The organism is Streptomyces sp. GD-15H (assembly GCF_045291515.1).
GTDB lineage: Bacteria > Actinomycetota > Actinomycetes > Streptomycetales > Streptomycetaceae > Streptomyces.
Genome location: NZ_CP149447.1, coordinates 2,493,393 through 2,520,000 on the forward strand (window position 1 = coordinate 2,493,393; position 26,608 = coordinate 2,520,000).

12 protein-coding genes, 1 tRNA gene, 2 rRNA genes and 2 pseudogenes (1 of these 17 running past the window's edge) are annotated in these 26,608 nt (G+C 70.2%); 4 read left to right on the forward strand and 13 right to left on the reverse strand.

Annotation, left to right across the window (positions count from 1 at the left end; genetic code table 11):
* Positions 1 to 133: 133 nt before the first annotated feature.
* The 3 genes from WJ438_RS11695 to WJ438_RS11705 all read left to right on the forward strand — a co-directional run bounded on the left by WJ438_RS11695 (position 134) and on the right by WJ438_RS11705 (position 6,396).
* A complete protein-coding gene (locus WJ438_RS11695; RefSeq protein ID WP_406725184.1) occupies positions 134 to 5,125 on the forward strand; it encodes an ATP-dependent helicase in 4,992 nt (1,663 codons plus the stop codon).
* Between the two features lie 47 nt (positions 5,126 to 5,172).
* Entirely contained in the window at positions 5,173 to 6,021 is an 849-nt protein-coding gene (locus WJ438_RS11700) for an Fpg/Nei family DNA glycosylase (protein ID WP_406725185.1), read from the forward strand.
* 117 nt (positions 6,022 to 6,138) lie between these two features.
* A complete protein-coding gene (locus WJ438_RS11705) occupies positions 6,139 to 6,396 on the forward strand; it encodes a hypothetical protein (RefSeq protein ID WP_406725186.1) in 258 nt (85 codons plus the stop codon).
* Between the two features lie 202 nt (positions 6,397 to 6,598).
* Here the strand turns inward: WJ438_RS11705 and WJ438_RS11710 are convergent, their stop codons facing one another.
* The 9 genes and pseudogenes from WJ438_RS11710 to WJ438_RS11750 all read right to left on the reverse strand — a co-directional run bounded on the left by WJ438_RS11710 (position 6,599) and on the right by WJ438_RS11750 (position 21,143).
* Positions 6,599 to 7,069: a Dps family protein gene (locus WJ438_RS11710; protein WP_406725187.1), complete on the reverse strand. Its 471-nt coding sequence runs from the start codon at positions 7,067 to 7,069 to the stop codon at positions 6,599 to 6,601.
* A 181-nt stretch (positions 7,070 to 7,250) separates the two neighbouring features.
* The gene (locus WJ438_RS11715; RefSeq protein WP_109380085.1) at positions 7,251 to 7,631 is read right to left on the reverse strand and encodes a helix-turn-helix domain-containing protein; all 381 of its coding nucleotides are present in this window, start codon (positions 7,629 to 7,631) and stop codon (positions 7,251 to 7,253) included.
* Positions 7,632 to 7,740: 109 nt separating this feature from the next.
* Positions 7,741 to 8,286, reverse strand: coding sequence for a CinA family protein (locus WJ438_RS11720; protein ID WP_406725188.1), 546 nt, complete (start codon positions 8,284 to 8,286; stop codon positions 7,741 to 7,743).
* On the reverse strand, positions 8,283 to 9,104 hold the full coding sequence (pgsA, locus tag WJ438_RS11725) for a CDP-diacylglycerol--glycerol-3-phosphate 3-phosphatidyltransferase (RefSeq protein WP_406725189.1): 822 nt from the start codon (positions 9,102 to 9,104) through the stop codon (positions 8,283 to 8,285). The genes WJ438_RS11720 and pgsA overlap by 4 nt, the downstream gene beginning before the upstream one ends.
* The gene (gene rimO / locus WJ438_RS11730; protein ID WP_406725190.1) at positions 9,101 to 10,576 is read right to left on the reverse strand and encodes a 30S ribosomal protein S12 methylthiotransferase RimO; all 1,476 of its coding nucleotides are present in this window, start codon (positions 10,574 to 10,576) and stop codon (positions 9,101 to 9,103) included. Before rimO ends, pgsA begins: the two co-directional genes overlap by 4 nt.
* Before the next feature lie 104 nt (positions 10,577 to 10,680).
* Positions 10,681 to 11,511 (reverse strand): helix-turn-helix domain-containing protein, encoded by an 831-nt coding sequence (locus WJ438_RS11735; protein ID WP_406725191.1) that lies wholly within the window; start codon positions 11,509 to 11,511, stop codon positions 10,681 to 10,683.
* Between the two features lie 244 nt (positions 11,512 to 11,755).
* A complete protein-coding gene (locus WJ438_RS11740; protein ID WP_406725192.1) occupies positions 11,756 to 14,512 on the reverse strand; it encodes a DNA translocase FtsK in 2,757 nt (918 codons plus the stop codon).
* A 144-nt stretch (positions 14,513 to 14,656) separates the two neighbouring features.
* Positions 14,657 to 15,333 (reverse strand): annotated as a pseudogene (locus WJ438_RS11745) (two-component system response regulator).
* Positions 15,334 to 15,669: 336 nt separating this feature from the next.
* Positions 15,670 to 21,143: pseudogene (locus WJ438_RS11750) on the reverse strand (HAMP domain-containing protein).
* A gap of 435 nt (positions 21,144 to 21,578) precedes the next feature.
* Between WJ438_RS11750 and WJ438_RS11755 the strand changes: the two are divergent.
* Complete coding sequence (locus WJ438_RS11755) at positions 21,579 to 24,323, forward strand: SpoIIE family protein phosphatase (RefSeq protein WP_406725193.1); 2,745 nt, start codon at positions 21,579 to 21,581, stop codon at positions 24,321 to 24,323.
* An 82-nt stretch (positions 24,324 to 24,405) separates the two neighbouring features.
* On the opposite strand, the gene WJ438_RS11760 is transcribed toward WJ438_RS11755, so the two are convergent.
* The 4 genes from WJ438_RS11760 to WJ438_RS11775 form a co-directional block, all read right to left on the reverse strand.
* Positions 24,406 to 24,478: transfer RNA gene (locus WJ438_RS11760), tRNA-Thr, on the reverse strand.
* A 103-nt stretch (positions 24,479 to 24,581) separates the two neighbouring features.
* Positions 24,582 to 25,259 (reverse strand): DegT/DnrJ/EryC1/StrS family aminotransferase, encoded by a 678-nt coding sequence (locus tag WJ438_RS11765; protein WP_406725194.1) that lies wholly within the window; start codon positions 25,257 to 25,259, stop codon positions 24,582 to 24,584.
* 99 nt (positions 25,260 to 25,358) lie between these two features.
* A 5S ribosomal RNA gene (gene rrf / locus WJ438_RS11770) occupies positions 25,359 to 25,475 on the reverse strand.
* 89 nt (positions 25,476 to 25,564) lie between these two features.
* A 23S ribosomal RNA gene (locus WJ438_RS11775) occupies positions 25,565 to 26,608 on the reverse strand; it runs 2,078 nt beyond the window's last position.

The window sequence follows — 26,608 nt, forward strand, 5'->3', positions numbered from 1 at the left end:
CCCATTGTCACCCGCTCCCCGGGCCGGATCCGCCGGGCCCCGCCCGGCCCCGGCGCAACGGGCCTGAGCAGGCCGGACGCGGGCATCCGGCCTGCTCAGGCCCGTTGTCAGTGCCCGGGTGCAGGATGGACACATGGTCAGCACTCCGCACCGAGCCCTGGACGGCTTCTCCGCCGCGACCCGCGGCTGGTTCACGGGGGCGTTCCCCGCGCCCACCGCGGCCCAGACGGGCGCCTGGCAGGCCATCCACGAGGGGTCGGACGTGCTGGTCGTCGCCCCCACCGGCTCCGGCAAGACGCTGGCCGCGTTCCTCGCGGCCCTGGACCAGCTGGCCGCCACGCCCCCGCCCGCGGACCACCGAAAGCGCTGCCGCGTCCTGTACGTCTCCCCGCTGAAGGCCTTGGCCGTCGATGTCGAGCGCAATCTCCGCAGCCCGCTGACCGGCATCCGCCAGGAGGCCGTGCGTCTGGGACTGCCCGAGCCCGAGGTGAAGGTCGGGATCCGCTCCGGCGACACCCCGCCCGCCGAGCGCCGGACCCTGTCCACCCGCCCGCCGGACATCCTCATCACCACTCCGGAGTCCCTGTTCCTGATGCTGACATCGGCCGCGCGGGACGCGCTGACGGGCGTGGAGACGGTGATCCTGGACGAGGTGCACGCGGTCGCCGGCACCAAGCGCGGGGCGCACCTCGCTCTCTCCCTGGAGCGGCTGGACGAACTGCTGCCCAGGCCGGCCCGCCGCATCGGTCTGTCGGCGACGGTCCGCCCGGTCGACGAGATCGCCCGTTTCCTGTGCCCGCGCGGCAAGGTGGAGATCGTCCAGCCCGAGGCCGGCAAGGAGTTCGACCTCTCCGTCGTGGTCCCGGTCGAGGACCTGGGCAATCCCTCAGAGTCGCGCGAAGCACGTCCTCACAAGGGCGGTGGCGGGCGACGGGTGGGCGGCTCCCCGGTGGCCGACGGATCGGAGGGTGCGGAGCGCCCGTCGATCTGGCCGCACGTCGAGGAGCGGATCGCCGACCTGGTCCAGTCCCACCGCTCGACGATCGTGTTCGCGAACTCCCGCCGCCTCGCGGAGCGCCTGTGCAACCGGCTCAACGAGATCGCCTACGAGCGGGCCACCGGGGAGCCGCTGGGCGAGCGCCACTCCCCGGCCGAGCTCATGGGCGGCTCCGGGGCCGCCCAGGGCGCGCCCGCCGTCATCGCCCGCGCGCACCACGGCTCGGTGTCCAAGGAACAGCGGGCCCTGGTCGAGGAGGACCTCAAGGCGGGCCGGCTGCCCGCGGTGGTCGCCACCTCCAGTCTGGAGCTGGGTATCGACATGGGCGCGGTCGATCTGGTGGTCCAGGTCGAGTCGCCGCCGTCGGTGGCCTCGGGGCTCCAGCGCGTCGGCCGCGCGGGCCACCAGGTGGGGGCGATCTCCACGGGCGTGGTGTTCCCGAAGTATCGGGGTGACCTCGTCCAGGCGGCCGTGGTCACCGAGCGGATGCGGAAGGGCTCCATCGAGTCGCTGCGGGTTCCCGCGAACCCGCTGGACGTCCTGGCGCAGCAGATCGTCGCGATGACGGCCATGGACACCTGGCAGTTCGACGACCTGCTGGCCATGGTGCGCCGGGCGGCGCCCTTCGCCTCGCTGCCCGAGTCGGCCTTCACCGGTGTGCTGGACATGCTCGCCGGCCGCTATCCGTCCGACGCGTTCGCGGAGCTGCGCCCGCGCGTGGTGTGGGACCGGGTCACGGGCGGGATCACCGGCCGCCCGGGAGCACAGCGCCTCGCCGTCACCTCCGGGGGCACGATCCCCGACCGGGGCCTGTTCGGGGTGTTCCTCGCGGGCGCCGACCCCAAGAAGGGCGGCGGACGGGTCGGCGAGCTCGACGAGGAGATGGTCTACGAGTCCCGTGTCGGCGACGTCTTCACGCTCGGCACCAGCTCCTGGCGCATCGAGGACATCACGCGCGACCGTGTGCTGGTCTCTCCGGCCCCGGGCGTACCGGGGCGGCTCCCGTTCTGGAAGGGGGACCAGCTGGGCCGCCCGCTGGAGCTGGGCCGCGCGGTGGGCGCGTTCCTGCGGGAGGTCGGCTCGTTGTCCCCACAGGAGGCGCGACCGCGGCTCCTCGCCGCCGGGCTGGACGCCTGGGCCGCGGACAATCTGCTGTCCTACCTCGACGAACAGCGCCAGGCCTGCGGCCACGTCCCGGACGACCGCACGATCGTCGTGGAGCGTTTCCGTGACGAGCTCGGCGACTGGCGGGTCGTGGTGCACTCCCCGTTCGGTGCCCAGGTGCACGCCCCGTGGGCGCTCGCGCTCGGTGCCCGCCTCTCCGAGCGGTACGGCATGGACGCCCAGGTGATGCACGCCGACGACGGCATCGTGCTGCGCCTGCCGGACGCCGACCTGATGGGCCTGGACCTGCTCGACCAGGAGCCGGTGAAGGCCGGCACCGAGTACGACGCGGATCAGGCGCCGCTGGGCGCGGCGGACGTCGTCTTCGACAAGGGGGAGGTCGACCAGGTCGTCACCGACCAGGTGGGCGGCTCGGCGCTGTTCGCGTCCCGCTTCCGCGAGTGCGCCGCCCGTGCGCTGCTGCTGCCGCGCCGCAACCCCGGCAAGCGCGCCCCGCTGTGGCAGCAGCGTCAGCGTGCCTCCCAGTTGCTCCAGGTGGCGGGCGAGTTCGGCTCGTTCCCGATCGTCCTGGAGGCCGTCCGCGAATGTCTCCAGGATGTCTTCGACGTCCCCGGGCTCGTCGAGCTGATGGGCGATCTGGAGTCCCGCAAGGTGCGGCTCGTCGAGGTCACCACCCCCGAGCCGTCCCCCTTCGCCCGCTCGCTCCTGTTCGGATACGTCGCCCAGTTCCTGTACGAGGGCGATTCCCCGCTCGCCGAGCGCCGCGCGGCGGCCCTGTCGCTGGACTCACGGTTGCTGGCCGAACTGCTCGGCCAGGCGGAGCTGCGCGAGCTGCTCGACGCCGAGGTGCTCGCCGAGCTGGAGCGTGAGCTGCAGTGGCTCACCGAGGACCGGCGGATCAAGGATGTGGAGGGCGTGGCCGACCTGCTGCGCGTACTCGGCCCGCTCACCGGGGCCGAGCTGGCGGAGCGGGGCGCCGAACCGCGGTGGGCGGAGGAGCTGGCCTCGGCCCGCCGCGCGATCCGGGTCCGCGTCGCCGGCACCGAGCACTGGGCGGCGGTCGAGGACGCCGCTGGCCTGCGCGACGCGCTGGGCACGGCGCTGCCGGTCGGCGTGCCGGAGGCGTTCACCGAACCGGTCAAGGACCCGCTGGGCGACCTCCTCGCGCGGTACGCGCGGACCCACGGCCCGTTCACGTCGGCCACCGCCGCGGCCCGCTTCGGGCTGGGTGTGGCGGTCACCGAGGGCGCCCTGCAGCGGCTCTCGGCGGCGGGCAGGGTCGTCCAGGGCGAGTTCCACCCGGCCGGGATCGGCCAGGAGTGGTGCGACGCGGCCGTGCTGCGCCGGCTGCGCCGCCGTTCCCTCGCCGCCCTGCGGCACGAACTGGAGCCGGTGCCGTCGGCCGCGCTCGCCCAGTTCCTCCCCCAGTGGCAGCACGTCGGCAAGGGGCACACGCTGCGCGGCGTCGACGGCCTGGTGCGCGCCGTCGAGCAGTTGCAGGGTGCGTCCGTGCCCGCGTCCGCCCTGGAGAAGCTGGTCCTGCCCTCCCGGGTCGCGCACTACTCCCCCGCGATGCTGGACGAGCTCACGGCCGCCGGAGAGGTGGTGTGGGCCGGTGCCGGTTCCCTCCCGGGAAAGGACGGCTGGGTCTCCCTGTACCTCGCGGACGCGGCCCCACTGCTCCTGCCGCCCGCGCACCCCCTGGAGACGACCGCCCTGCACCAGTCGGTGCTGGACGCCCTCGCCGGCGGCTACGGCCTGTTCTTCCGCCAGATCGCCGACCAGGTCCGCGCCACCACCCACCCCGACGCCACCGATCCCCAACTGACCGACACCCTCTGGGACCTGGTCTGGTCCGGCCGGCTGACCAACGACACCCTCGCCCCCATGCGCTCCCTGCTGGGTTCGGGCCGCACCGCGGGCTCGACCGCCCACCGCGCGAAGCGCCCGGTACCACGCGGGCGCTACGGCTCGCTCACGGCAGCCGCCCGCGGCATCTCCCGCACCGGCCCACCAACCGTCGCCGGACGCTGGTCACTGCTCCCGGACCGGGAGACCGACCCCACGGTCCGCGCCCACGCACTGGCCCGCACCCTGCTCGACCGACACGGCGTGGTGACTCGGGGCGCCGTCTCCGCGGAGGGCGTCGAGGGCGGTTTCTCCGCGGTCTACCGCATCCTGTCCGCCTTCGAGGAGACCGGGCAGGCCCGTCGCGGCTACGTGGTCGAAGGGCTGGGGGCCGCCCAGTTCGCCCTGGACGGCGCCGTGGACCGCCTCCGCGCGGCGGCCAACGCCCGCGAGCGGGGCGAGGCCCTCCCCGGCCCGGACGGCCCGTTCGGGGGCGGCTTTGACCCCCTCGGCGGCGCCTCCGGCCCCTTCGCCCTCCATGGCTTCGCCCCGCCCACCGAAGGCTCCCTCGACCCCGCTCCCGGCCACGACGGCCTCCCCCGTCTCCCGGACGGCCGACCCGGCCGGGCGCCGTACCCGCAGCCCTCGCCGGGCGACTACGTCTCCCCGCGCGATTTCCCCGCGCGGGCTCCCGGCCCCCGGCAGTACGGGGGGCGCCCCTCTTACGACCCCTTCGCGGGCCACCGCACCGGCCCGGATCCCGCCCTGAGGGCCGTCGTCCTGGCCGCCGCCGACCCCGCGAACGCGTACGGTGCCGCGCTGGGCTGGCCCGAACCCCCGACGGGCGCCGGCCACAAGCCCGGCCGCAAGGCGGGCTCGCTGGTGGTGCTCGTCGACGGTGAGCTGACGCTCTACGTGGAACGCGGCGGCAAGACGGTGCTGGCCTGGCCCGCGGACTCGGACGGTGAGCCCGCCGACGACCCCCGCCTCCCGGCCGCGGCAGAAGCACTCGCGGCAGCCGCGCGCGCGGGCTCCCTCGGCACGGTCACGGTGGAGCGCCTCAACGGCGCTTCCGCCCTGACGTCCCCGCTCGGGGCGCTCCTGGAGGCCGCGGGCTTCGTCGCGACCCCCCGAGGCCTGCGCCTGCGCCCCTGACCAGCGGGTCCCCCGCCCGCCGCACGAGGGCGTGCGACCCTTGCCCCATGCCCGAAGGAGACACCGTCTGGCAGGCCGCCCGGCGGCTGCACAGCGCCCTTGCCGGCACGGTGCTGACCCGCAGCGACCTGAGGGTGCCCAGGTTCGCCACGACCGACCTCACCGGCCGCGCCGTCCTGGACGTCACCCCGCGCGGCAAGCACCTGCTCGCCCGTGTCGAGGGCGGTCTGACCCTGCACTCGCACCTGCGGATGGACGGCTCCTGGCGGGTGTACGCGCACGGGCAGCCCTGGAGCGGCGGCCCCGCCCACCAGATCCGCGCGATCCTGGGAAACCCCGACCGCACCGCCGTCGGCTACCGTCTGCCCGTCCTCGAACTGCTGCGCACCACCGACGAGGACCGCGTGGTCGGCCACCTCGGCCCCGACCTCCTGGGCCCGGACTGGGACCCCGGCCTGGCGCTGGCGAACCTCCTCCAGGACCCGGCCCGCCCGCTCGGCGAAGCCCTGCTGGACCAGCGCAACCTCGCCGGTATCGGCAACGTGTACAAGAGCGAGCTCTGTTTCCTGCTCGGTGTCACGCCCTGGCTCCCCATCGGCGAACTGTCCGCCGAACGCGCCGCGAAGCTGCCCGAGTTCGCCAGGAAGCTGCTGGTGCACAACCGCGACCGCCCGGTCCGCAGCACCACCGGGCGCCGTGGCCAGGACCTGTTCGTCTACGGCCGCGCGGACCGCCCCTGTCTGCGCTGCCGCACCCCCGTCCGCCGGGCCGACCAGGGCGACGGCTCCCGCGAGCGTTCCACCTACTGGTGCCCCGCCTGCCAACAGGGCCCGGCCCCCGCCGCGTCCCCGGCCCCGCACACTCGGCGTCCGCGCCCCGGCCGAAGAAGTAAGTGACGGGACGTCAGCCCCGTTCGCGGTCCCTCACGCCTCTCACCCCGCGGCGGCCTTCACCACGGGCCGGACTCTCCGTCCGAACGGGGGCGTGGCGCTGCCGGGGTGACCGTGGACGTGGTGACCGCAGATATGGCGCCGGCCGGTGTGCTGGTCCCGGACGCGGCGACCGCGCCCGGGTTCCAGGCGCGCCGCCAGCGCCCGGCCGCCAGGGCGGCTTCCGCCCGCGCCTTCGGCACGCAGTGCACCGGAAGTACGCTCAGCCCCCATCCCCCGGCCGCGACCGCCGCCTCCAGCACTCCCGCGTCGGGCACGAGCAACAGCCTCGCCACCGCCCACCACCACAGCGTCCCGAGCCCCAGCGCCGCACTCCAGTGAACCGCCCGCACCCTCACGGCCCCCACCTCCGGCACCTCCAGCCGGAGGCTATGGGGCCGCTCATCCGGGCAGCCAGGGCGCACCGACGGCACACGGGGGCACCGCGCCCCGCGCCGACCGCCGCACCGACGCCGCCACGGGCCACGCGTGCCCCGTGTGCCGCACGCCCACCCCGCCGCTCAGCACAGCGCCCGGGGCCACGTCACCCGTTCTCGGCCTGGAACATCCAATGCTGCTTCTCGAGATCCGCCGTCACCGAGATGAGGATGTCCTGGCTCACCGGATCCGGCTCGGCGGTCGCACCGACCCGCTCGCGCATCCGCGCGATCACCGCGCCCAGCGCCTCCACGAGGGCGCTCACCGCGGCCGTGTCGTCGACCCAGCCCTCGGGCGTCACCCCGATGCCGCTGCCGACGGCCACCGTCGCGGCGCGCCCGTCGGGTGAGACACCCAGTGCCGCGGCGCGCTCCGCCACCCTGTCGGAGTGCGTCCGCGCGAGGGCCACCACCTCGTCGAGCTGCAGGTGCACGGAGCGGAAGCGCTGCCCGACGACGTTCCAGTGGATCTGCTTCGCCACCAGGGCGAGGTCCACCAGGTCGACGAGGGCTCCCTGCAGCGCCTCGGACACGGTTTTCAGGTTCTCGTCGGACAACGGGCTCTTCACGACGTACATCCGCACCTCCAGGGCTGTTCGTCCCGTATGGGTTTCTCCCTCATTCCCTCAACCATCGCCGTCACGCCCCGGACCGGCAAACGCACGCACCGGGGGGCCGTGGGCAAGCGAAAACCCCGGCGGCACCCCTCCGGAACTTCCGGAAGGACCCCGGCCGGGGCCTCTCACACCTTCACACCGCTCAGGCGGCGACGACGTCGACCGCCTCGGCGGGCGCCTTGATGGTCACCCGTTCCGGTGGCACGCCGGTCACCGAGACGGAACCCAGCATCGGGCGGACCGACGCGGGCACGGGTTCGCTGGGGGTCGCCGCAGCCGACCGGGCCAGCTCGGCGAGGGCGAGCTCGTCGCTCACTTCCCGCATGAGCTCGGACATCCGTACGTCCAGCGCGTCGCAGATCGCGGAGAGCAGCTCGGAGGAAGCCTCCTTCTGCCCCCGCTCCACCTCGGAGAGATAGCCGAGTGAGACTCGGGCGGACGAGGAGACTTCGCGCAGAGTACGGCCCTGGCGTTGGCGCTGCCGACGCAGCACGTCACCCAGCAGGCGACGGAGCAGAATCATCGGTGGCTCCCTCCTCGGGCCGTGTATTCAGATCCTTCTCGCCCCACCGTACCGCCTTGCGCCGCGGCCGTGCGGGGAGCGATGTCATGTTCACTCTGGGCTGCAACCATCAAAACCCCCCGTTCCGTTCCGTATCCTGTGCCCGCTCATTCCCGGTCTGTTCGCCCGCAAGCTCCCCGAGAAGCAGTGCGAGTACGCTCCGTACACTCTCCATACGAATTTCCGCCCGGTCGCCGTTCAACCGCAGATGCTCCACTTTTCCGCCACCGGCAAAACCGGAATCCGTCGCCGACGGCCCGCACACCGCCACATAGACCGTCCCGACGGGTTGTCCGTCCTGGGGATCCGGACCGGCGACGCCCGTGGTCGCGATGCCCCAATCGGTGCCCAGCGCCTTGCGGACGCCGGCCGCCATCTCGGCCGCCACCTGCGGATCCACCGCTCCGCGCTGCGCCAGCAGGGTGGCGTCGACGCCGAGCAGTTCGTGCTTCAGCTCGGTGGCGTACGCCGTCACCGAGCCGCGGAAGACCTTCGACGCTCCGGGGACGGAGGTGATCTCCGCCGCGACCAGACCGCCGGTGAGCGACTCGGCGACGGCGAGCGTCCCACCATTGACGGTGAGTAGTCGCACCACTTCGACGGCCTGCGAACTCAAGCTTCCGGTTCCTTCAACGCCGCTTCGCGCTCGATGATTCCCTTCCTGCGCAGCACCATGGCCTGCCTCACATAGTCGAGCCCGGTCACGACGGTGAGCACGACGGCCGCCGCCATCACCCAGAACCGCAGTGTGGCCAGCCACCCGGTCAGCGCCAGCACGTACATGCCGACGGCCACGCCCTGGGTGAGGGTCTTGAGCTTGCCCCCGCGACTTGCCGGGATCACGCCGTAGCGGATGACCAGAAAGCGCAGCAGGGTGACGCCGAGTTCCCGGCCGAGGATGACGCCGGTGACCCACCAGGGGAGATCGCCCAGCGCGGAGAGACAGATCAGTGCCGCTCCCATGATCGCCTTGTCGGCGATGGGGTCGGCGATCTTGCCGAAGTCGGTGACGAGGTCGTAGGCGCGCGCCAGATGACCGTCGAACAGGTCGGTGATCATGGCGACGGCGAAGGCCGCCCACGCGAGCGCGCGCCAGGCCGGGTCGTATCCGCCGTCGGCGAGCATGAGGGCGACGAATGCCGGTACGAGCATCAGCCGGAGCATGGTGAGCAGGTTGGCGACGTTCCAGACGCTGGCCTGATTCACGGCCGCCGCCGTGATCTTCCCGCCCCGCGCCGACTGCCCGTCACGGTCGTCGTTGCCGTGGCCATTGCCGTTGCCGCCTGTGACGCGGTCGGTCATGCCGCCGGAAGCCGAGGCCCGGGAGGCGTCACCGCCCGCGGTCCCACCGGGCCTCGGGCGGCCCGCCGGACTCGCCGGCGCCCTCCTCGCGCCGGAGGGGCCTCCCGCCGCGGATGCCGGGACACCCGTCATCTGCCAGCCTCCTGACTCAACGCGGGCGAACCCTGGAAGAGCGGCTCCGCCACCAGGTCGACACCTTCCGTGCCGACGACCTTCGCCTCGACCATACGGCCCGGACGCAGACCCGTGCCGCTCGTGAGCAGCACCTGGCCGTCCGTCTCGGGGGCCTGGTGCGCCGCACGTCCGCACACGCCCTCCTCGTCGTCGACGGACTCCACCAGCACGTGCACGGTCTCGTTGATCCGCTCCTCGGCCCGCTGCGAGACGAGTTCCTCGGCCATCCGGGAGACATGCGCCAGCCGCTCGGCGACGACGTCCTCGTCCAGCTTGTGCTCGTACGTCGCCGCCTCGGTGCCCTCCTCGTCGGAGTAGCCGAAGACACCGATGGCGTCCAGGCGGGCGTGGTTCAGGAACCGCTCCAGCTCGGCGAGGTCGGCCTCGGACTCGCCGGGGAAGCCGACGATGAAGTTGGAGCGCACACCGGCCTGCGGCGCCTTGCTCCGGATGGTGTCGAGGAGCTCCAAAAAGCGGTCGGTGTCGCCGAAGCGGCGCATCGCGCGCAGGACGTCGGGCGCGGAGTGCTGGAAGGACAGGTCGAAGTACGGGACGACCCCCGGTGTGGAGGTCAGTACGTCGATCAGGCCGGGGCGCATCTCGGCGGGCTGGAGGTAGCTGACGCGGACCCGCTCGATGCCGTCGACCTCGGCGAGTTCGGGCAGCAGGGACTCCAGGAGGCGGATGTCGCCGAGGTCCTTGCCGTAGGAGGTGTTGTTCTCGGAGACCAGCATGATCTCCTTCACCCCTTGCTCGGCCAGCCACCGCGTCTCGCCCAGCACATCGCTCGGGCGGCGCGAGATGAAGGAGCCGCGGAAGGACGGGATGGCGCAGAAGGAGCAGCGCCGGTCGCAGCCGGAGGCGAGCTTCACCGAGGCGACGGGGGTGCCGTCCAGCCGGCGCCGCAGGGGCGCGCGGGGTCCGGAGGCCGGGGCGACTCCCTCGGGGAGGTCCATCGGGCCGTGCCCCGGGAGCGCGACGGACGTGGCGGACTCCTGGCGCTCGGCGGGGCTGATCGGCAGCAGCTTGCGCCGGTCGCGGGGGGTGTGGGAGGCGTGGATGCCGCCGTTCAGGATGGTCTGGAGGCGGTCCGAGATGTCGGTGTAGTCGTCGAAGCCGAGCACACCGTCGGCCTCGGGGAGCGCCTCGGCCAGTTCCTTGCCGTACCGCTCGGCCATGCAGCCCACCGCCACCACGGCCTGCGTTCTTCCGTGGCCCTTGAGGTCGTTGGCCTCCAGGAGGGCGTCGACGGAGTCCTTCTTGGCGGCTTCGACGAAGCCGCAGGTGTTCACGACGGCGACGTCCGCTTCTCCGGCGTCCTCCACGAGCTGCCAGCCGTCCGCCTCCAAACGGCCTGCGAGCTCCTCCGAGTCCACCTCGTTACGGGCGCAGCCAAGGGTGACGAGTGCGACGGTGCGGCGTTCAGGCATGGGCTCAAGACTACTTCGTCCCGCTGGCACCCCCCGTCGACGGGGTTGACCGACGGGGTTGACCGATCGGCCAACCCCGTCGGGGAAGCATCGTCCGCGTCCGTCTATCCGGCCTGCGGGTCGCCCTTGGTGTACGTGAGGCGTTCCACGGCCCCCGGCTGCCAGTCGTCCTCGATCTTCTTGCCGTTGACGAAGAGGTCGATCGCGCCGGCGTCACCGAGTACCAGGTTGATCTTCGTGCTGTCCTGGAAGGTCTTGGAGTCGCCCTGCTTGAGCAGCCCGTCGAAGAGCAGCCGGCCGCTGTGGTCCTTGGCGGAGATCCAGCTGCGCCCGTCGGGGGCGCTCACCATGACGGTCACCTTGTCCTGCGGCGCGGCCGCGATGGCGCTGTCCGAGGGCTCCGGCTTGGGGGCGGCGGGCTTCTTGGACTTGGGGGTGGACGATTCGGACGCGCTAGGGGTGGCGCCGTCGGCGACGTTCTCCTTGCCGCCGTCGTCGCCGCCCTTGACCATGGTGAATCCGACGAAGCCGACCACGACGACGATTGCGGCGACCATGGCCGCGGTCCAGTTGGGTCCGCGCCTCTCCGGGCGGATGCGTTCCGCCTCGAACAGGGGGGCGGCCGGGGTGGGAGCCGGGCGGCCTCCGTGCTCGGCCTCGTACTGGGCGATCAGCGGGGCGGGGTCGAGGTGTACGGCCCTGGCCAGGTTTCGGATGTGCCCGCGCGCGTAGACATCGCCGCCGCAGGGCTCGAAGTTGTCCGCCTCGATGGCGTGCACGATGGCGCTACGGACCCGGGTGGCGGCGGTGACGTCGTCGACGGTGAGGCCGGCGGCGATGCGTGCCTGCTGCAGCACACGGCCGACGGAGGGGCGGGCTTCCTCGGATACGTCTTCGAACGGACGCTCGTCTTCAGGGGAGTTGCCGATGGACACGGGGGCGCCTTTCGAGCGTGTAGCCACCTGTGCTGGAGGTTCAGTCTAGGGGGATGACAAAAGGGTGGGGCAACCGGGCGGTCGGACTTTGTACGCCATCGGGATGGCCCGACATGCCGATGGCGTACCTGCGGTTTGTCGCTTCCCTCAAGTTGACGTACGCCGAAGGGAAACGGTTGCGCGGTGATCCCTTACGGGTGGGTCACGATCCGCCATCCGGCTGCGACGACCGTGTCCCGCCTGCCTACCCTTCAGACTCCCCCCGGATCAGCGCGAGCACGCCATCCAGTTCCTCGGCCTTCACAAGAACGTCACGTGCCTTCGAACCCTCACTCGGTCCGACGATGTTCCGTGACTCCATGAGGTCCATGAGCCAGGCCTTCGCGAAGCCCACGCGCAGCTTGCGCTGGAGCATGGACGTCGACCCGAACTGGGTGGAGACGACCAGTTCGGCCGCCTGGCACAGCAGGTCGAGGTCGTCGCCGATGTCCTCGTCGATCTCCTTCTTCTGCTTGGTCCCGACGACGACGTCCTCCCGGAAGACGGGCGTCATCTGGTCCTTGCAGTGCTGGACGACGACGGCGATCTCTTCCTCGGTCACGAACGCGCCCTGCATACGGGTGGGTTTGTTCGCCCCCATCGGCAGGAAGAGGCCGTCGCCCTTGCCGATCAGCTTCTCGGCACCGGGCTGGTCGAGGATGACCCGCGAGTCCGCGAGGGACGAGGTGGCGAACGCGAGCCGGGAGGGCACATTGGCCTTGATCAGACCGGTGACGACGTCGACCGAGGGCCGCTGCGTGGCGAGCACCAGGTGGATACCGGCCGCCCGCGCGAGTTGCGTGATGCGCACGATGGCGTCCTCGACGTCGCGCGGGGCGACCATCATCAGGTCGGCCAGCTCGTCGACGATCACCAGCAGATACGGGTACGGCTGGAGCTCGCGCTCGCTGCCCTCCGGCGGCTTGACCTTGCCGTCGCGCACCGCGCGGTTGAAGTCGTCGATGTGCCGGTACCCGTAGGCGGCCAGGTCGTCGTAGCGGAGGTCCATCTCACGGACGACCCACTGGAGGGCCTCGGCCGCCCGTTTGGGGTTGGTGATGATCGGCGTGATCAGGTGCGGGATGCCCTCGTAGGCGGTGAGTTCCACCCGCTTGGGGTCGACCAGGATCATCCGGACGTCCTCCGGCGTCGCCCGCATCATGACCGACGTGATCAGGCAGTTGATGCAGGACGACTTGCCGGAGCCGGTGGCGCCGGCGACCAGGATGTGCGGCATCTTCGCCAGCGAGTGCATGACGTAGCCGCCCTCGACGTCCTTGCCGAAGGCGACCAGCATCGGGTCGTCGTCCTCGGCGGACTGCGCGAGCCGCAGTACGTCACCGAGGTTGACCATCTCCCGGTCGGTGTTCGGGATCTCGATACCGACGGCGGACTTGCCGGGGATGGGGCTGATGATGCGTACGTCGGGGCTGGCGACGGCGTACGCGATGTTCTTCGTCAGCGCGGTGATCCGCTCGACCTTCACGGCGGGGCCGAGTTCCACCTCGTAGCGGGTGACCGTCGGCCCGCGCGTGAAGCCGGTGACCCGGGCATCGACCTTGAACTCGGTGAACACGGTGGTGAGAGAGTCGACGATGGCGTCGTTGGCGGCGCTGCGCGCCTTGCCGGGGCCGCCGCGGGTGAGGAGGCCGAGGGGCGGCAGGGAGTAGGTGACGTCGCCGGACAGTTGGAGCTGCTCGGCGCGCGAAGGCAGGTCGCGGGGCTCGGCAGGGGCCTTGGTGAGGTCCGGGACGCCGGTGTCCGCCTGTTCCTGATTCTGCTCGCCCTGCCGCGACCCGCTCCGCCTCGACGTGCCCTGACTCGGCTGGCCCTGACCCGGCTGGTCCTGCGGGGGGCGCGCGGTCGGGACCGGTGTCGGCGTGGTCGGCTCGCGGTCCCCCACGCGTACGCCCTGGGTGAGGTCGGCGACGATCGGCGAGGGCGGCATCCCGTGCAGCACGGCACCGTCGAGCGCGGCAGCGGCCGCGGCGGCCACGTCCACAGCGTCCATCGGCCGGTTCATGTCGGGCTGTGGCACCGCGGACCTACGCGGGCGGCCACGTCGCCGAGAGAGCGCTTCCTGCTCCGCGATGTCGGGGTCGTACTCCTGGGGCACCCGTCCGCGTCCGCGGCGGCCGGCGGGCAACGCCTCGCGCCACTGCTCCTCGTAGCGCTCGTCGTCCTCGCCGAACTCCTCGGGCGTCCGGTCGTGGAGGAGCCCCAGCCTGGTGCCGAGCAGCCGCAGCCGCTGCGGGACGGCGTTGACCGGGGTGGCCGTGACGACCAGCAGACCGAAGACGGTGAGCAGTACCAGCAGGGGAACGGCGAGCACATCGGTCATGGTGTACGACAGTGGCGTGGCCGCGCCCCAGCCGATGAGCCCGCCGGCGTCCCGTATGGCGTGCATGCCGTCGCTGCGGGCGGGCGAGCCGCAGGCGATGTGGATCTGGCCGAGCACACCGATGAGGAGCGCCGACAGGCCGATGACGATGCGTCCGTTGGCCTCCGGCTTCTCCGGATGCCGGATGAAGCGCACGGCGATGACCGCGACCAGGATCGGCACCAGTAGGTCGAGCCGGCCGAAGGCGCCGGTGACCAGGATCTCCACGAGGTCGCCCACGGGCCCCTCGAGGTCGGCCCAGGTGCCCGCGGCGACGATGAGTGCGATGCCGAGCAGCAGCAGCGCGAGGCCGTCCTTGCGGTGGGCGGGGTCGAGGTTCCTGGCACCCTGCCCTACGCCGCGGAAGACCGCCCCGACGGCGTGCGCCAGGCCGAGCCACAGGGCGCGCACCAGACGGTAGATGCCGCCCGTCGGGCTCGGAGCCGGTTTGGGCGCGGGTTTCTTCGCCGCGGCCTTCTTCGCGGGCGGCTTCTTGGCAGCGGCCTTCTTCGCCGGAGCCTTCGCGGAAGCAGCCGCCTTCTTCGCGGGTGGCTTCTTGGCAGCGGAGGGACGTGAGGCCATGGGGGTGAGGTTACCGGTGGAGACGCCTGTGGACACGCGTGCCAGACGCTTCACCCGTTCGTGTCGCTTCAGCGGAGGCGCCGAACTGACGCCGCCTCACCCCGGGACCGTGTCGGGTGAGCGGCAAGAGCCGTAACCTGCCGGTCAGTTCTGCGACGGGATCGGCGACGCGGGGCCCGTGCCCGGTTCCAGCGCGTCCAGTGCGCGCCGCAACCCCGTGAGCTTGCGCTCCAGGTGGGCCGCCGTGGCCACCGCGGCCGCGTCGGTCGATTCGTCGTTGAGCTGCTTGGTCAGGGCCTCGGCCTGTTCCTCGACGGCCGCGAGCCGCGCGGAGAGTTCGGCGAGCAGGCCGACGGGTTCCTTCTGCTCCCCGGGCTCCTTCTCGTCGCCCTCCAACTGGAGCCGCAGCAGCCCCGCCTGCTCTCTCAGCTGACAGTTCTTCATGTACAGGTCGACGAACACCGAGACCTTCGCGCGCAGCACCCACGGGTCGAACGGCTTGGAGATGTAGTCGACCGCACCCGCCGCGTAGCCGCGGAAGGTGTGGTGCGGGCCGTGGTTGATCGCGGTGAGGAAGATGATCGGGATGTCCCTGGTCCGTTCCCGCCGCTTGATGTGTGCCGCGGTCTCGAAGCCGTCCATGCCCGGCATCTGGACATCCAGCAGGATGACCGCGAAATCATCCGTGAGCAGTGCCTTGAGTGCTTCTTCCCGGACGATGCCCGTACCAGCGTCTGATCGAGCGCCGAGAGGATCGCCTCCAGCGCCAGCAGATTCTCCGGCCGGTCATCGACCAGGAGGATCTTGGCCTTCTGCACCATGGCCCGCCCTCCTCGCCCCGGCTTGGGGCCTCCCCTGTCCGCAGGACCTGGATGGGCACCGGCGGGTGCCGCCCCAGGGGACGACTCCCTTGCGCCGCCCGTCCTTGTGCCGGTCATCGTAGCCGCACCCCGCCTGTCGCCACACCCTGTCACCGTGATGTCACTGTGCACGTAGCGGAAACGCGGCAGGAGACCGGAAGGTTCCCCGGATCACGTACTTCTACACAACTTCGCGCACACTACGACAACGATTTCACGTGGGCGGCGAAGCTTCCCACCACCATCGCACGCCGCCGGGACGCCGCCCGCACGCCCCCCTCTCCCGTGCTGCCGCCCTCAGGCCCCCCTCATCCACTCCTGCATCACCGACAGCAGGTGATCGGGGTCGACGGGCTTCGTCACGTAGTCGGAGGCTCCCGACTCGATCGCCTTCTCACGGTCGCCCTTCATCGCCTTCGCGGTGAGCGCGATGATCGGGAGCCCCGCGAACTGCGGCATCCGGCGAATCGCCGTCGTCGTCGCGTATCCGTCCATCTCGGGCATCATGATGTCCATCAGGACGACCGCCACGTCGTCGTGCTGCTCCAACACCTCGATGCCCTCGCGGCCGTTCTCCGCGTACAGCACGGAAAGGCCGTGCTGTTCCAGGACGCTGGTCAGCGCGAACACGTTGCGGATGTCGTCGTCGACGATCAGTACCTTCTGCCCTCCGAACCGGATACCGCGGTGCGACCGGGCCGCCGGCTCCTGTTCCTGCTCCGTGCCGGCCCACTGCTCGGGGGCCTGCCGCGCGGGCCGCCCCTCCAGCTGGGGCAGCGGCCTGCGGCGCCGCCGGAACAGCGCGGCCGGACCGTTCCGGGGCTCCTGGTACGACGTCACCTCGGCCGGTGCCGCGACCGTCGGGTCGGCGGAATCGACCGACGCCGTCGGGCCGCCGCTCTCCAGCGCCGGCATGGGCTGCTGATAGCCGTGCGGGGGCAACTCGGTCGGGTGCAGCGGGAGATACAGCGTGAACGTCGAGCCGCGGCCCGGCTCGCTCTGCGCGTGGATCTCACCGCCGAGCAGTTGCGCGATCTCCCTCGAGATGGACAGCCCGAGCCCCGTACCGCCGTACTTGCGACTGGTCGTGCCGTCCGCCTGCTTGAACGCCTCGAAGATCACCCGCATCTTGCTGGAGGCGATCCCGATGCCCGTGTCGGACACCGAGAACGCGATCAGGTCGGCGTCCGGGTCGGTCAGCGACCCGGCCTCCAGCAACTGCTCACGGATGGCCTGCGGGACGTCGTCCCGGGCGGGCCGGATGACCAGCTCGACCGACCCGGAGTCGGTGAACTTCACCGCGTTCGACAGCAGGTTGCGCAGTACCTGGAGCAGCCGCTGCTCGTCGGTGTGCAGCGTGGCCGGCAGCTCCGGGGAGACCCTGACCGACAGGTCCAGGCCCTTCTCCGCGGTCAGCGGCCGGAAGGTGGCCTCCACGTAGTCCACGAGCTGGACGAGCGCGATACGCGTCGGGGAGACGTCCATCTTGCCCGCCTCGACCTTCGACAGGTCGAGGATGTCGTTGATCAGCTGCAGCAGGTCGGAGCCGGCGCCGTGGATGGTCTCGGCGAACTCGACCTGCTTCAGGGAGAGGTTCCCCTCGGCGTTGTCGGCGAGCAACTTGGCCAGGATCAGCAGTGAGTTGAGCGGCGTCCGCAGCTCGTGCGACATGTTGGCCAGGAACTCGCTCTTGTAGCGCATGGAGACCGCGAGTTGCTCGGCGCGCTCCTCCAAAACCTGCCGCGCCTCCTCGATCTCGGTGTTCTTCACCTCGATGTCGCGGTTCTGCTGCGCCAACAGCTCTGCCTTCTCCTCCAATTCGGCGTTGGATGCCTGGAGTGCCTTCTGCCGCTGCTCCAACTCGGCCGAACGCTCGCGCAGTTGCTCGGTCAGCTCCTGCGACTGAGCCAGCAGCAGCTCGGTCTTGGTGTTCACCGAGATGGTGTTGACGCTCGTCGCGATCATCTCGGCGATCTGGTTCAGGAAGTCCTTCTGGATGTGCGTGAACGGAGTGAAGGAAGCCAGTTCGATGACGCCCAGCACGGTCCCCTCGAACAGCACCGGAAGCACGATCACCTGTGCCGGCGGCGCCTCCCCGAGCCCCGACAAGATCTTCAGGTAGCCACTGGGCGCGTTCTCCACCAGGATCGTGCGCTTCTCCATGGCGGCCGTCCCGATGAGCCCCTCACCGGGCCGGAACGACGTCGGCATGGAGCCCAGCGAGTAGCCGTACGAACCGAGCATGCGCAGCTCGTACTGGTCGTCCTCGGTGGCACTCACGTCCTCCCCGTCGACCAGCGGCATCGAGAGGAAGAACGCGCCGTGCTGCGCGGAGACCACGGGCGTCAGCTCGCTCATGATCAGCGAGGCCACGTCCTCCAGATCCCGGCGGCCCTGCATCAGCGCGGAGATACGGGCCAGATTGCCCTTCAGCCAGTCCTGCTCCTTGTTGGCGATCGTGGTGTCGCGCAGGTTGGCGATCATCTTGTTGATGTAGTCCTGGAGCTCCTGGATCTCCCCGGACGCGTCCACGTCGATCTTCAGGTTCAGGTCACCGCGGGTCACAGCGGTCGCCACGCGCGCGATGGCCCGCACCTGCCGGGTCAGATTCCCGGCCATCTCGTTCACCGACTCGGTCAGGTCCCGCCAGGTGCCGTCGACGTCCCGCACGCGTGCCTGACCGCCGAGCTGACCCTCCGTGCCCACCTCGCGGGCCACGCGCGTGACCTCCTCGGCGAAGGAGGACAGCTGGTCCACCATCGTGTTGATGGTGGTCTTCAGCTCGAGGATCTCGCCCCGTGCGTCGATGTCGATCTTCTTCGTCAGGTCACCCTTGGCGATGGCCGTGGTCACCATGGCGATGTTGCGCACCTGACCGGTCAGGTTGGACGCCATCCGATTCACGGACTCGGTGAGGTCCTTCCACGTACCCGCCACACCAGGTACGTGCGCCTGGCCGCCGAGGATGCCGTCCGTACCCACCTCGCGGGCCACCTTGGTGACCTGCTCGGCAAACGAACTCAGCGTCCTCACCATGATGTTGATGGTGTCGGCGAGCTGTGCCAGCTCACCGCGCGCCTCGATGGTGACCTGTCGCGTCAGGTCGCCGTTGGCGACCGCGGCGGAGACCTCGGAGATGTTCCGCACCTGGGTGGTGAGGTTCTTGGCCATCAGGTTGACGTTGTCGCTCAGGTCCTTCCAGATGCCCGTGACCCCGGGCACATGGGCCTGACCGCCCAGGATGCCCTCGGTGCCCACCTCACGCGCCACCCTGGTCACCTGCTCGGCGAACGACGACAGCTGGTCCACCATCGTGTTGACGGTGGTGACGAGCTCGAGGATCTCGCCCTTGGCGTCGACGGTGATCTTCTTCGACAGATCACCCCGGGCGACCGCGGTGGTGACCTCGGCGATGTTGCGCACCTGGAGGGTCAGGTTGTTCGCCATGCCGTTCACCGACTGGGTGAGGTCCTTCCAGGTGCCGGAGACGCCCTGCACCTCGGCCTGACCGCCGAGGATGCCCTCCGTACCCACCTCCCGGGCCACGCGCGTGACCTCCTCGGCGAACGACGACAGCTGGTCCACCATCGTGTTCAGGGTGTTCTTCAGCTCCAGGATCTCGCCGCGCGCGTCCACGGTGATCTTCTGCGACAGGTCACCCCGGGCCACCGCCGTCGCCACCTGGGCGATGTTCCGGACCTGCGCGGTGAGGTTGCCGGCCATGCCGTTCACGGAGTCGGTGAGGTCGCGCCACACACCGGCGACACCGGGCACCTGCGCCTGGCCCCCAGCCGGCCCTCCGTGCCCACCTCCCGGGCCACGCGCGTGACCTGGTCGGCGAAGGAGGACAGCTGATCCACCATCGTGTTCACGGTGTTCTTCAGCTCCAGGATCTCGCCGCGCGCGTCCACGGTGATCTTCTGCGACAGGTCACCCCGGGCCACCGCCGTCGTGACCTGGGCGATGTTGCGCACCTGGCCGGTCAGATTGGACGCCATCGAGTTGACGGAGTCGGTGAGTTCCTTCCAGGTGCCCGACACGCCGTCCACGCGGGCCTGACCGCCCAGGCGGCCCTCCGTGCCCACGTCCCGGGCCATGCGCGTGACCTGGTCGGCGAAGCTCGACAGCTGGTCCACCATCGTGTTCACGGTGTTCTTCAGCTGGAGCATCTCACCGGAGACATCGACGGTGACCTTCTGCGACAGGTCACCGTTGGCCACCGCCGTCGTCACCTGGGCGATGTTCCTCACCTGACCGGTGAGGTTACGGAACGCGGTGTTGACGGAGTCGGTGAGGTCCTTCCAGGTCCCCGCCGCCCCCGGCACCTGCGCCTGGCCGCCCAGCTCACCCTCGACGCCGACCTCCCGGGCCACGCGCGTGACCTCGGCGCCGAAGGAGGACAGCTGGTCGACCATCGTGTTGACGGTGTTCTTCAGCTCCAGCATCTCGCCGGCCACGTCGACGGTGACCTTCTGCGACAGATCACCGTTGGCCACCGCCGTCGTCACGGCGGCGATGTCCCGCACCTGGGTGGTCAGGTTCCGGAACACGGTGTTGACGGAGTCCGTCAGGTCCTTCCAGGTACCGGCGGCACCCGGCACGTTCGCCTGACCGCCCAGCTGCCCCTCGGCCCCGACCTCGTTGGCGACCCGGGTGACCTCGTCCGCGAAGATCCGCAGCGTCTCGGTCATCTGGTTGATCGTCTCGGCGAGCTGCGCGACCTCGCCGCGCGCCGGCACGGTCACCTTCCGTGACAGGTCACCGTTGGCGACGGCGGTCGTCACCTCCGCGATCCCGCGCACCTGGGCCGTCAGGTTCCCGGCCATGGTGTTCACCGAATCGGTGAGCTCCTTCCACACGCCGTCCACCCCGGGCACCTGCGCCTGCCCGCCCAGCGCGCCCTCGGTGCCCACCTCGCGCGCGACGCGGGTCACCTCGGAGGAGAACGCCGAGAGCTGGTCCACCATCGTGTTGACGGTGTTCTTCAGCTCCAGCATCTCGCCTTCGACGTGCACGGTGACCTTGCGTGACAGGTCGCCGCGGGCGACCGCCGTCGTCACCAGCGCGATGTCGCGCACCTGCGCCGTCAGCCGCTCCGCCATGGTGTTGACCGAGTCCGTGAGGTCCTTCCACGAACCGGACATGCCGCGCACCCGGGCCTGACCGCCCAGCTTGCCCTCGGTGCCGACCTCGCTGGCCACGCGCGTGACCTCGTCGGTGAAGCTCGACAGCTGGTCGACCAGGTTGTTGACGGTACGGCCCACCTTCAGGAACTCGCCGCGCAGCGGCTGCCCCGACCCGTCGGCGGCCTGCGTCCGCAACTCCATCCGCGGCGACAGATCACCCTCGGCCACCGCCGACAGCACCCGGCTGACCTCGGAGACGGGCCGTGCCAGGTCGTCCACCAACGCGTTCGAGTTGTCGATCGCGGTCGACCAGGATCCCTCGCAGAGCCCCGTCTCCAGGCGCTCGGTGAGCTTCCCCTCACGCCCCACCATGCGCCGCACCCGCGCCAGCTCACCCGTCAGATGAAGATTGCGGTCGGCCACCTCGTTGAAGACCGCGGCGATCTCCGACATCGGGCCGTCACCCGACACCGTGAGCCGCTTGCGGAAGTTGCCGTCCCGCATCGCCACCAGGGCCGCCATCAAGCGGTTCAGGGCCGCCGAGTCCACCTCGGTGGTCCCGCCCCGCGCCCTGCCCTGCTTACTCAGGGACTGTCCGCCCTTCGCGCGCGTGTTCGTGCCCCGCGTCGCTGCGCCAGACTCCACTGTGTCCCTCCCGCGGGGGTCGACCATTACTGCTTGTGCTCGGGCACCCTCGCACGGCGTACCCGTGAAAGCCGTTGCTTCTGCTTACTCGTGCATATCCTGTGCTGCTGCGATACCTGCCCGGCCGACCGGGGCGTCACCCGAGGCCACTGCCCACCCGGCACGGAAGACACCATGCCTGTCCGGACCTTCACCACAACAAGCCTGCCCAGTGTTTCACCCCCACCGAACCAGGCCATAACAGTTCGGCAGCTTCGCACATCGTCCGCACAGCTTCCTGGCGTCGGACACCTCCGGACGGAACACTGCGGACCGGCATCCGCTCGGACCGCGAAGGTAAGTAACCTTGCATGCGGCTGTCCAGCCACGCCGGTCCGTCCGGCCCGGGCGGTGGCCGGCACGGAGTCGAGCGGGCATCGGAGGGCGGCCGCACACATGACCACCGGACTGATCCCGGGGGACCAGCCCCCGGACCCACGGCCGACAAGCGGTCTGCCGCACCAGCGGGACGAGCCGGTCGGCCATGGAACCATGCCCGTCGAGAACCGCTCGAGGAGTTCTGTGATCACCGCGCGCGCGGCCGCCAGCTTCGAGCCCGTCGGGCGCTCGGTCGCGAGCGCCCGCGCTTTCGTCCGCGACACCCTCCAGGGGTGGGGGTTCGCCGACATCATCGACGACGCCGTGGTCCTCACCAGTGAGCTCGTCACCAACGCCGTGGTCCACGCCGGCACCTCCGCCGACCTCCTGTGCCTGCGCTGTGACGACGGCGTGCGAATCGAGGTGGCCGACCGGTATCCGGAACGCGAAGTGCCGCTCCAGGGCTCGGCCGTCGCCATGGGCAGCCCCGACCGCGAGGGTGGACGCGGCCTCCAGCTCTGCGCGGCCCTGGCCAACCGCTGGGGCGTGGAGTACAGCCCCACCTACAAGACCGTCTGGTTCCAACTCGACATTCCCGAGCGCCCGGTGGGCACCCGTGCGGCCGGTCCGGCGCTGCCGTCCGACCTCCTGCCCATCGCCGACGCCCGGGTCCGCGTCGCCGTCGTGCAGATCGACCGGACCGGCGCCATCTCCTCCTGGAACGAGGACGCGGAAGAGCTCTTCGGATACACGGCCGAGCAGGTCACCGGTAAGCCGCTCACCGATCTCGCAGCCTGGCCGCACACTCCCGGCACCGGCACCGGCATCGCGGAGGCGCTCCAACTCTCCCGCTGGGAAGGCAGCTACGGCATAAGGGACGCCAACGGCCGCGTGACCCCCGTCTATGCCTCCCACTTGCGCGTCCGTGACGCGGACGGCGATCCGTCCACCGTGTGCCTCCTCGTCAGGGACCACGAACGGGCTGTTCTGCAGACCCCGTTGCGGGTCCCCGCCTCCGACACCTCCGAGAATCAGAGCACCGACCCCTTCGAGGTGTTCATCGGCTCGCCCGCCCCGGACGACCTCGACAGCCTCCTCCAGCGTACGGTGGAACGCGCCCGCGACATGCTCGACGGCGACTCCGCCTTCCTCCTGCTCGCCACCGACGACGAGACCGAACTCGAGGTACGCGCCTCCACCGGCCTGCCCTCCGCCCGACAGCGCTTCGCCCGCGTCCCGGTGGAGGCCGGCTCCGGCCGCTACGGCTCGGCCCGGATGCCGTCCGTCCACGACGACCTCTCCGCCCTGCCCGGCGCGGTTCCTCTCCTCAACGGCACCGGTATGCGCTCTGCCGTCACGGTCCCGCTCAAGGTCGAGGGCCGCCTCACCGGTTCTCTCGGCGTCGCCGCGGAAGGAGCCGGCAGATACTCCAACGAGGAGGCGCTGCGCCTCCAGTTCGCCGCCGACCGCATCGCCCTGGCCGTCGAGTCGGCCCGTCTGGGCGAGCTGGAACGACTGCGCCGCGGCTCACTGAGCTTCCTCGTCGAGGCCTCCGACCTGCTGGCCGGCACCTTGGACCGCGACCAGACCCTGGCGCTCATGGCCCAGATGACCGTCCCGACCCTGGCCACCTGGTGTGCCGTCTACACGATCGCCGACCAGGCCTCCGAGCCGTATCTCTCCTACGTCCTGCACGAGGACGAGGAACTCATCGACGGCATCAAGTCCCTGCTCTCGAAGATGGCCCCGCCCGACCCGGTCCCCACCCCCGGCGCCCGCGTATGGTCGGCGCCCGGCGAGGTGGCCCACCAGGCGGCCCTGCGCACCTCCATGCGCAGCCTCGGCCTGAGCGGCGGCCCGAGCAACCAGGTCACCCCTGGCATCAGCCCCACCCTCACGACGGCCTCCGCGGTGGGCGGCGAGACGGTGGTCCTTCCCCTGGTCGCCCGCAACCGCGTCATCGGCATGCTGACGCTCGGCAAACCGACCGACGAACACTTCCGGCAGGAGATCCTGGAACTCGCCGAGGACCTCTCCCGCAGGGCCGCCCTTGCCCTGGACAACGCCCGCCTCTACTCCGAGCGCACGGCCATCAGCCAGTCCCTCCAGCGCAGCCTCCTGCCGCCGGAACTCCCCGTGATCGACGGCGTCGAGGTCGAGGTCATCTACCGCGCGGCCGGCGAGGGCAACGAAGTCGGCGGCGACTTCTACGATCTGTTCCCGATCAGCGACGGTGCCTACGGCTTCGCCATCGGCGACGTCTGCGGTACGGGCCCGAACGCCGCGGCCGTCACCGGGCTGGCCCGGCACGCGCTCAGGCTGCTGGCCCGCGAGGGCCTCAGCGGCCCGGCGGTCCTCGAGCGCCTGAACTCCGCCATCCTCGACGAGGGCACCCGCAGCCGCTTCCTCACCCTCCTCTACGGCGAGCTGCGCCCGCAGGAGGACGGCAGCGCGGAGTTGAAGGTGGTGTGCGCGGGCCATCCCCTCCCGCTGCGCCTGCGCCAGGACGGCACCGTAGAACCCGCCGCCGAACCGCAGCCCCTCCTCGGTGTCCTCGAGGACCTGGACCTGTACGAGCAGACGGTCACCCTCGACCCGGGCGACGTCCTGCTGTGCGTCACCGACGGTGTCACCGAGCGCCGTGAGGGCCTGAACATGCTGGGCGACGACGGTCTCGCCGAGGTCCTGACGACCTGCACGGGCCTCACCGCCGGCGCGGTCGCCGCCCGCATCATGCGCGCCGTGGAACGCTTCGCCTCCGATGCCCCCTCCGACGACATGGCGATCCTCACCATGCGCGTCCCGGGCCTCCACCAGGACTGAGGGCTGCGGGACGGGAGAGCCGAGGCATGAAAGCCAGGGCATGAGAAAGGCCCCGCCCGGGAGGGCGGGGCCTTTCTGTCGGAGCCCCCAAACGGAATCGAACCGTTGACCTTCTCCTTACCATGGAGACGCTCTACCGACTGAGCTATAGGGGCTTGTTGTCGCTCTACGGTTTCCCGCGGTGACAACGGGACAGATCATACCCTGACCAGCCCTGTGCTCCCAACCGCGGTTCGGAGCCGGGTTCCCGACCGCGGCTCAGAGAGCCGGCTGAAGCAGCCCGCCCAGCGCGTTGCAGGCCGACGCGACACGCTGCATGTCCCGCTTGGTCAGCGAGGCGTCCACGGGCAGGGCCAGCGTCTCGTCGGCGGCCCGCTCGGTCTCGGGCAGAGACACGCACCGCCGGAACCCGGGCAGCCGGTGCATGGGCGTCTTCACCGGCACTCTGCACTCAACTCCCTTGGCCCGTAGGGCTTGTGCGAACGCGTCCCGGTCCGGGCGGCCGTTCCCGGGCACTCGCACGACGTACTGCTGGTAGGTGTGCCCGTCGCCACTGTCGGGAGTCCGAACACCCCGCAGTTTCGCGTCGAGATAGGCCGCCCGTACCCTGCGCCGAGCGATCTCGTCGTACGGCCCCTCGGACTCCCCGCGCTCCAGTATCAGCAGGCCGTGCCGCTGCCCGAGGATGTGCAACCGGGCGATGTCGGCCTGTCTGCCGAAGCGGTGGACGGCAACGACGGCTGCCGTCCGCGGAGTTATGGCCGCTTCCACAGCGGCCGGCGCGAGGCAGTAGGTCACCGGATCTATCTCGGCGAACACCGGCAACGCGCCTGCGAGGGTGACGGCCTCGGCGACTTCCACGTTCCCGAAGGCGGACACGACCACCTCGTCACCGAGTCCGACACCGGCGGCCCTGAGTAGTTCAGCAGTACCCATGGGGTGGATGTTCATGGCGCAACGTGAACTTCAAGTGACGCAAAACAAAAAAGGGTTGGACCCCGAACCGAAATTCGGGGTCCAACCCTGTCACAATTTGTTCGGCGGCGTCCTACTCTCCCACAGGGTCCCCCCTGCAGTACCATCGGCGCGGTAGGGCTTAGCTTCCGGGTTCGGAATGTAACCGGGCGTTTCCCCTACGCTATGACCACCGAAACACTACGAAACACTCGACAACCGACACCATGCACCACACATGGCGGCGTTCGTGGTTTCAGAACCAACACAGTGGACGCGAGCAACCTGGGGACAAGCCCTCGGCCTATTAGTACCGGTCAACTCCACACGTTACCGTGCTTCCATATCCGGCCTATCAACCCAGTCATCTCCTGGGAGCCTTACCCCATCACGTGGGTGGGAGCCCTCATCTCGAAGCAGGCTTCCCGCTTAGATGCTTTCAGCGGTTATCCCTCCCGAACGTAGCCAACCAGCCATGCCCTTGGCAGGACAACTGGCACACCAGAGGTTCGTCCGTCCCGGTCCTCTCGTACTAGGGACAGCCCTTCTCAAGACTCCTGCGCGCGCAGCGGATAGGGACCGAACTGTCTCACGACGTTCTAAACCCAGCTCGCGTACCGCTTTAATGGGCGAACAGCCCAACCCTTGGGACCGACTCCAGCCCCAGGATGCGACGAGCCGACATCGAGGTGCCAAACCATCCCGTCGATATGGACTCTTGGGGAAGATCAGCCTGTTATCCCCGGGGTACCTTTTATCCGTTGAGCGACGGCGCTTCCACAAGCCACCGCCGGATCACTAGTCCCGACTTTCGTCCCTGCTCGACCCGTCGGTCTCACAGTCAAGCTCCCTTGTGCACTTACACTCAACACCTGATTGCCAACCAGGCTGAGGGAACCTTTGGGCGCCTCCGTTACCCTTTAGGAGGCAACCGCCCCAGTTAAACTACCCATCAGACACTGTCCCCGATCCGGATCACGGACCCGGGTTAGACATCCAGCACGACCAGACTGGTATTTCAACGACGACTCCACCACCACTGGCGTGGCGGCTTCCCGGTCTCCCAGCTATCCTACACAAGCCGAACCGAACACCAATATCAAACTGTAGTAAAGGTCCCGGGGTCTTTCCGTCCTGCTGCGCGAAACGAGCATCTTTACTCGTAGTGCAATTTCACCGGGCCTATGGTTGAGACAGTCGAGAAGTCGTTACGCCATTCGTGCAGGTCGGAACTTACCCGACAAGGAATTTCGCTACCTTAGGATGGTTATAGTTACCACCGCCGTTTACTGGCGCTTAAGTTCTCAGCGTCGCCCCGCCGTAGCGGGACT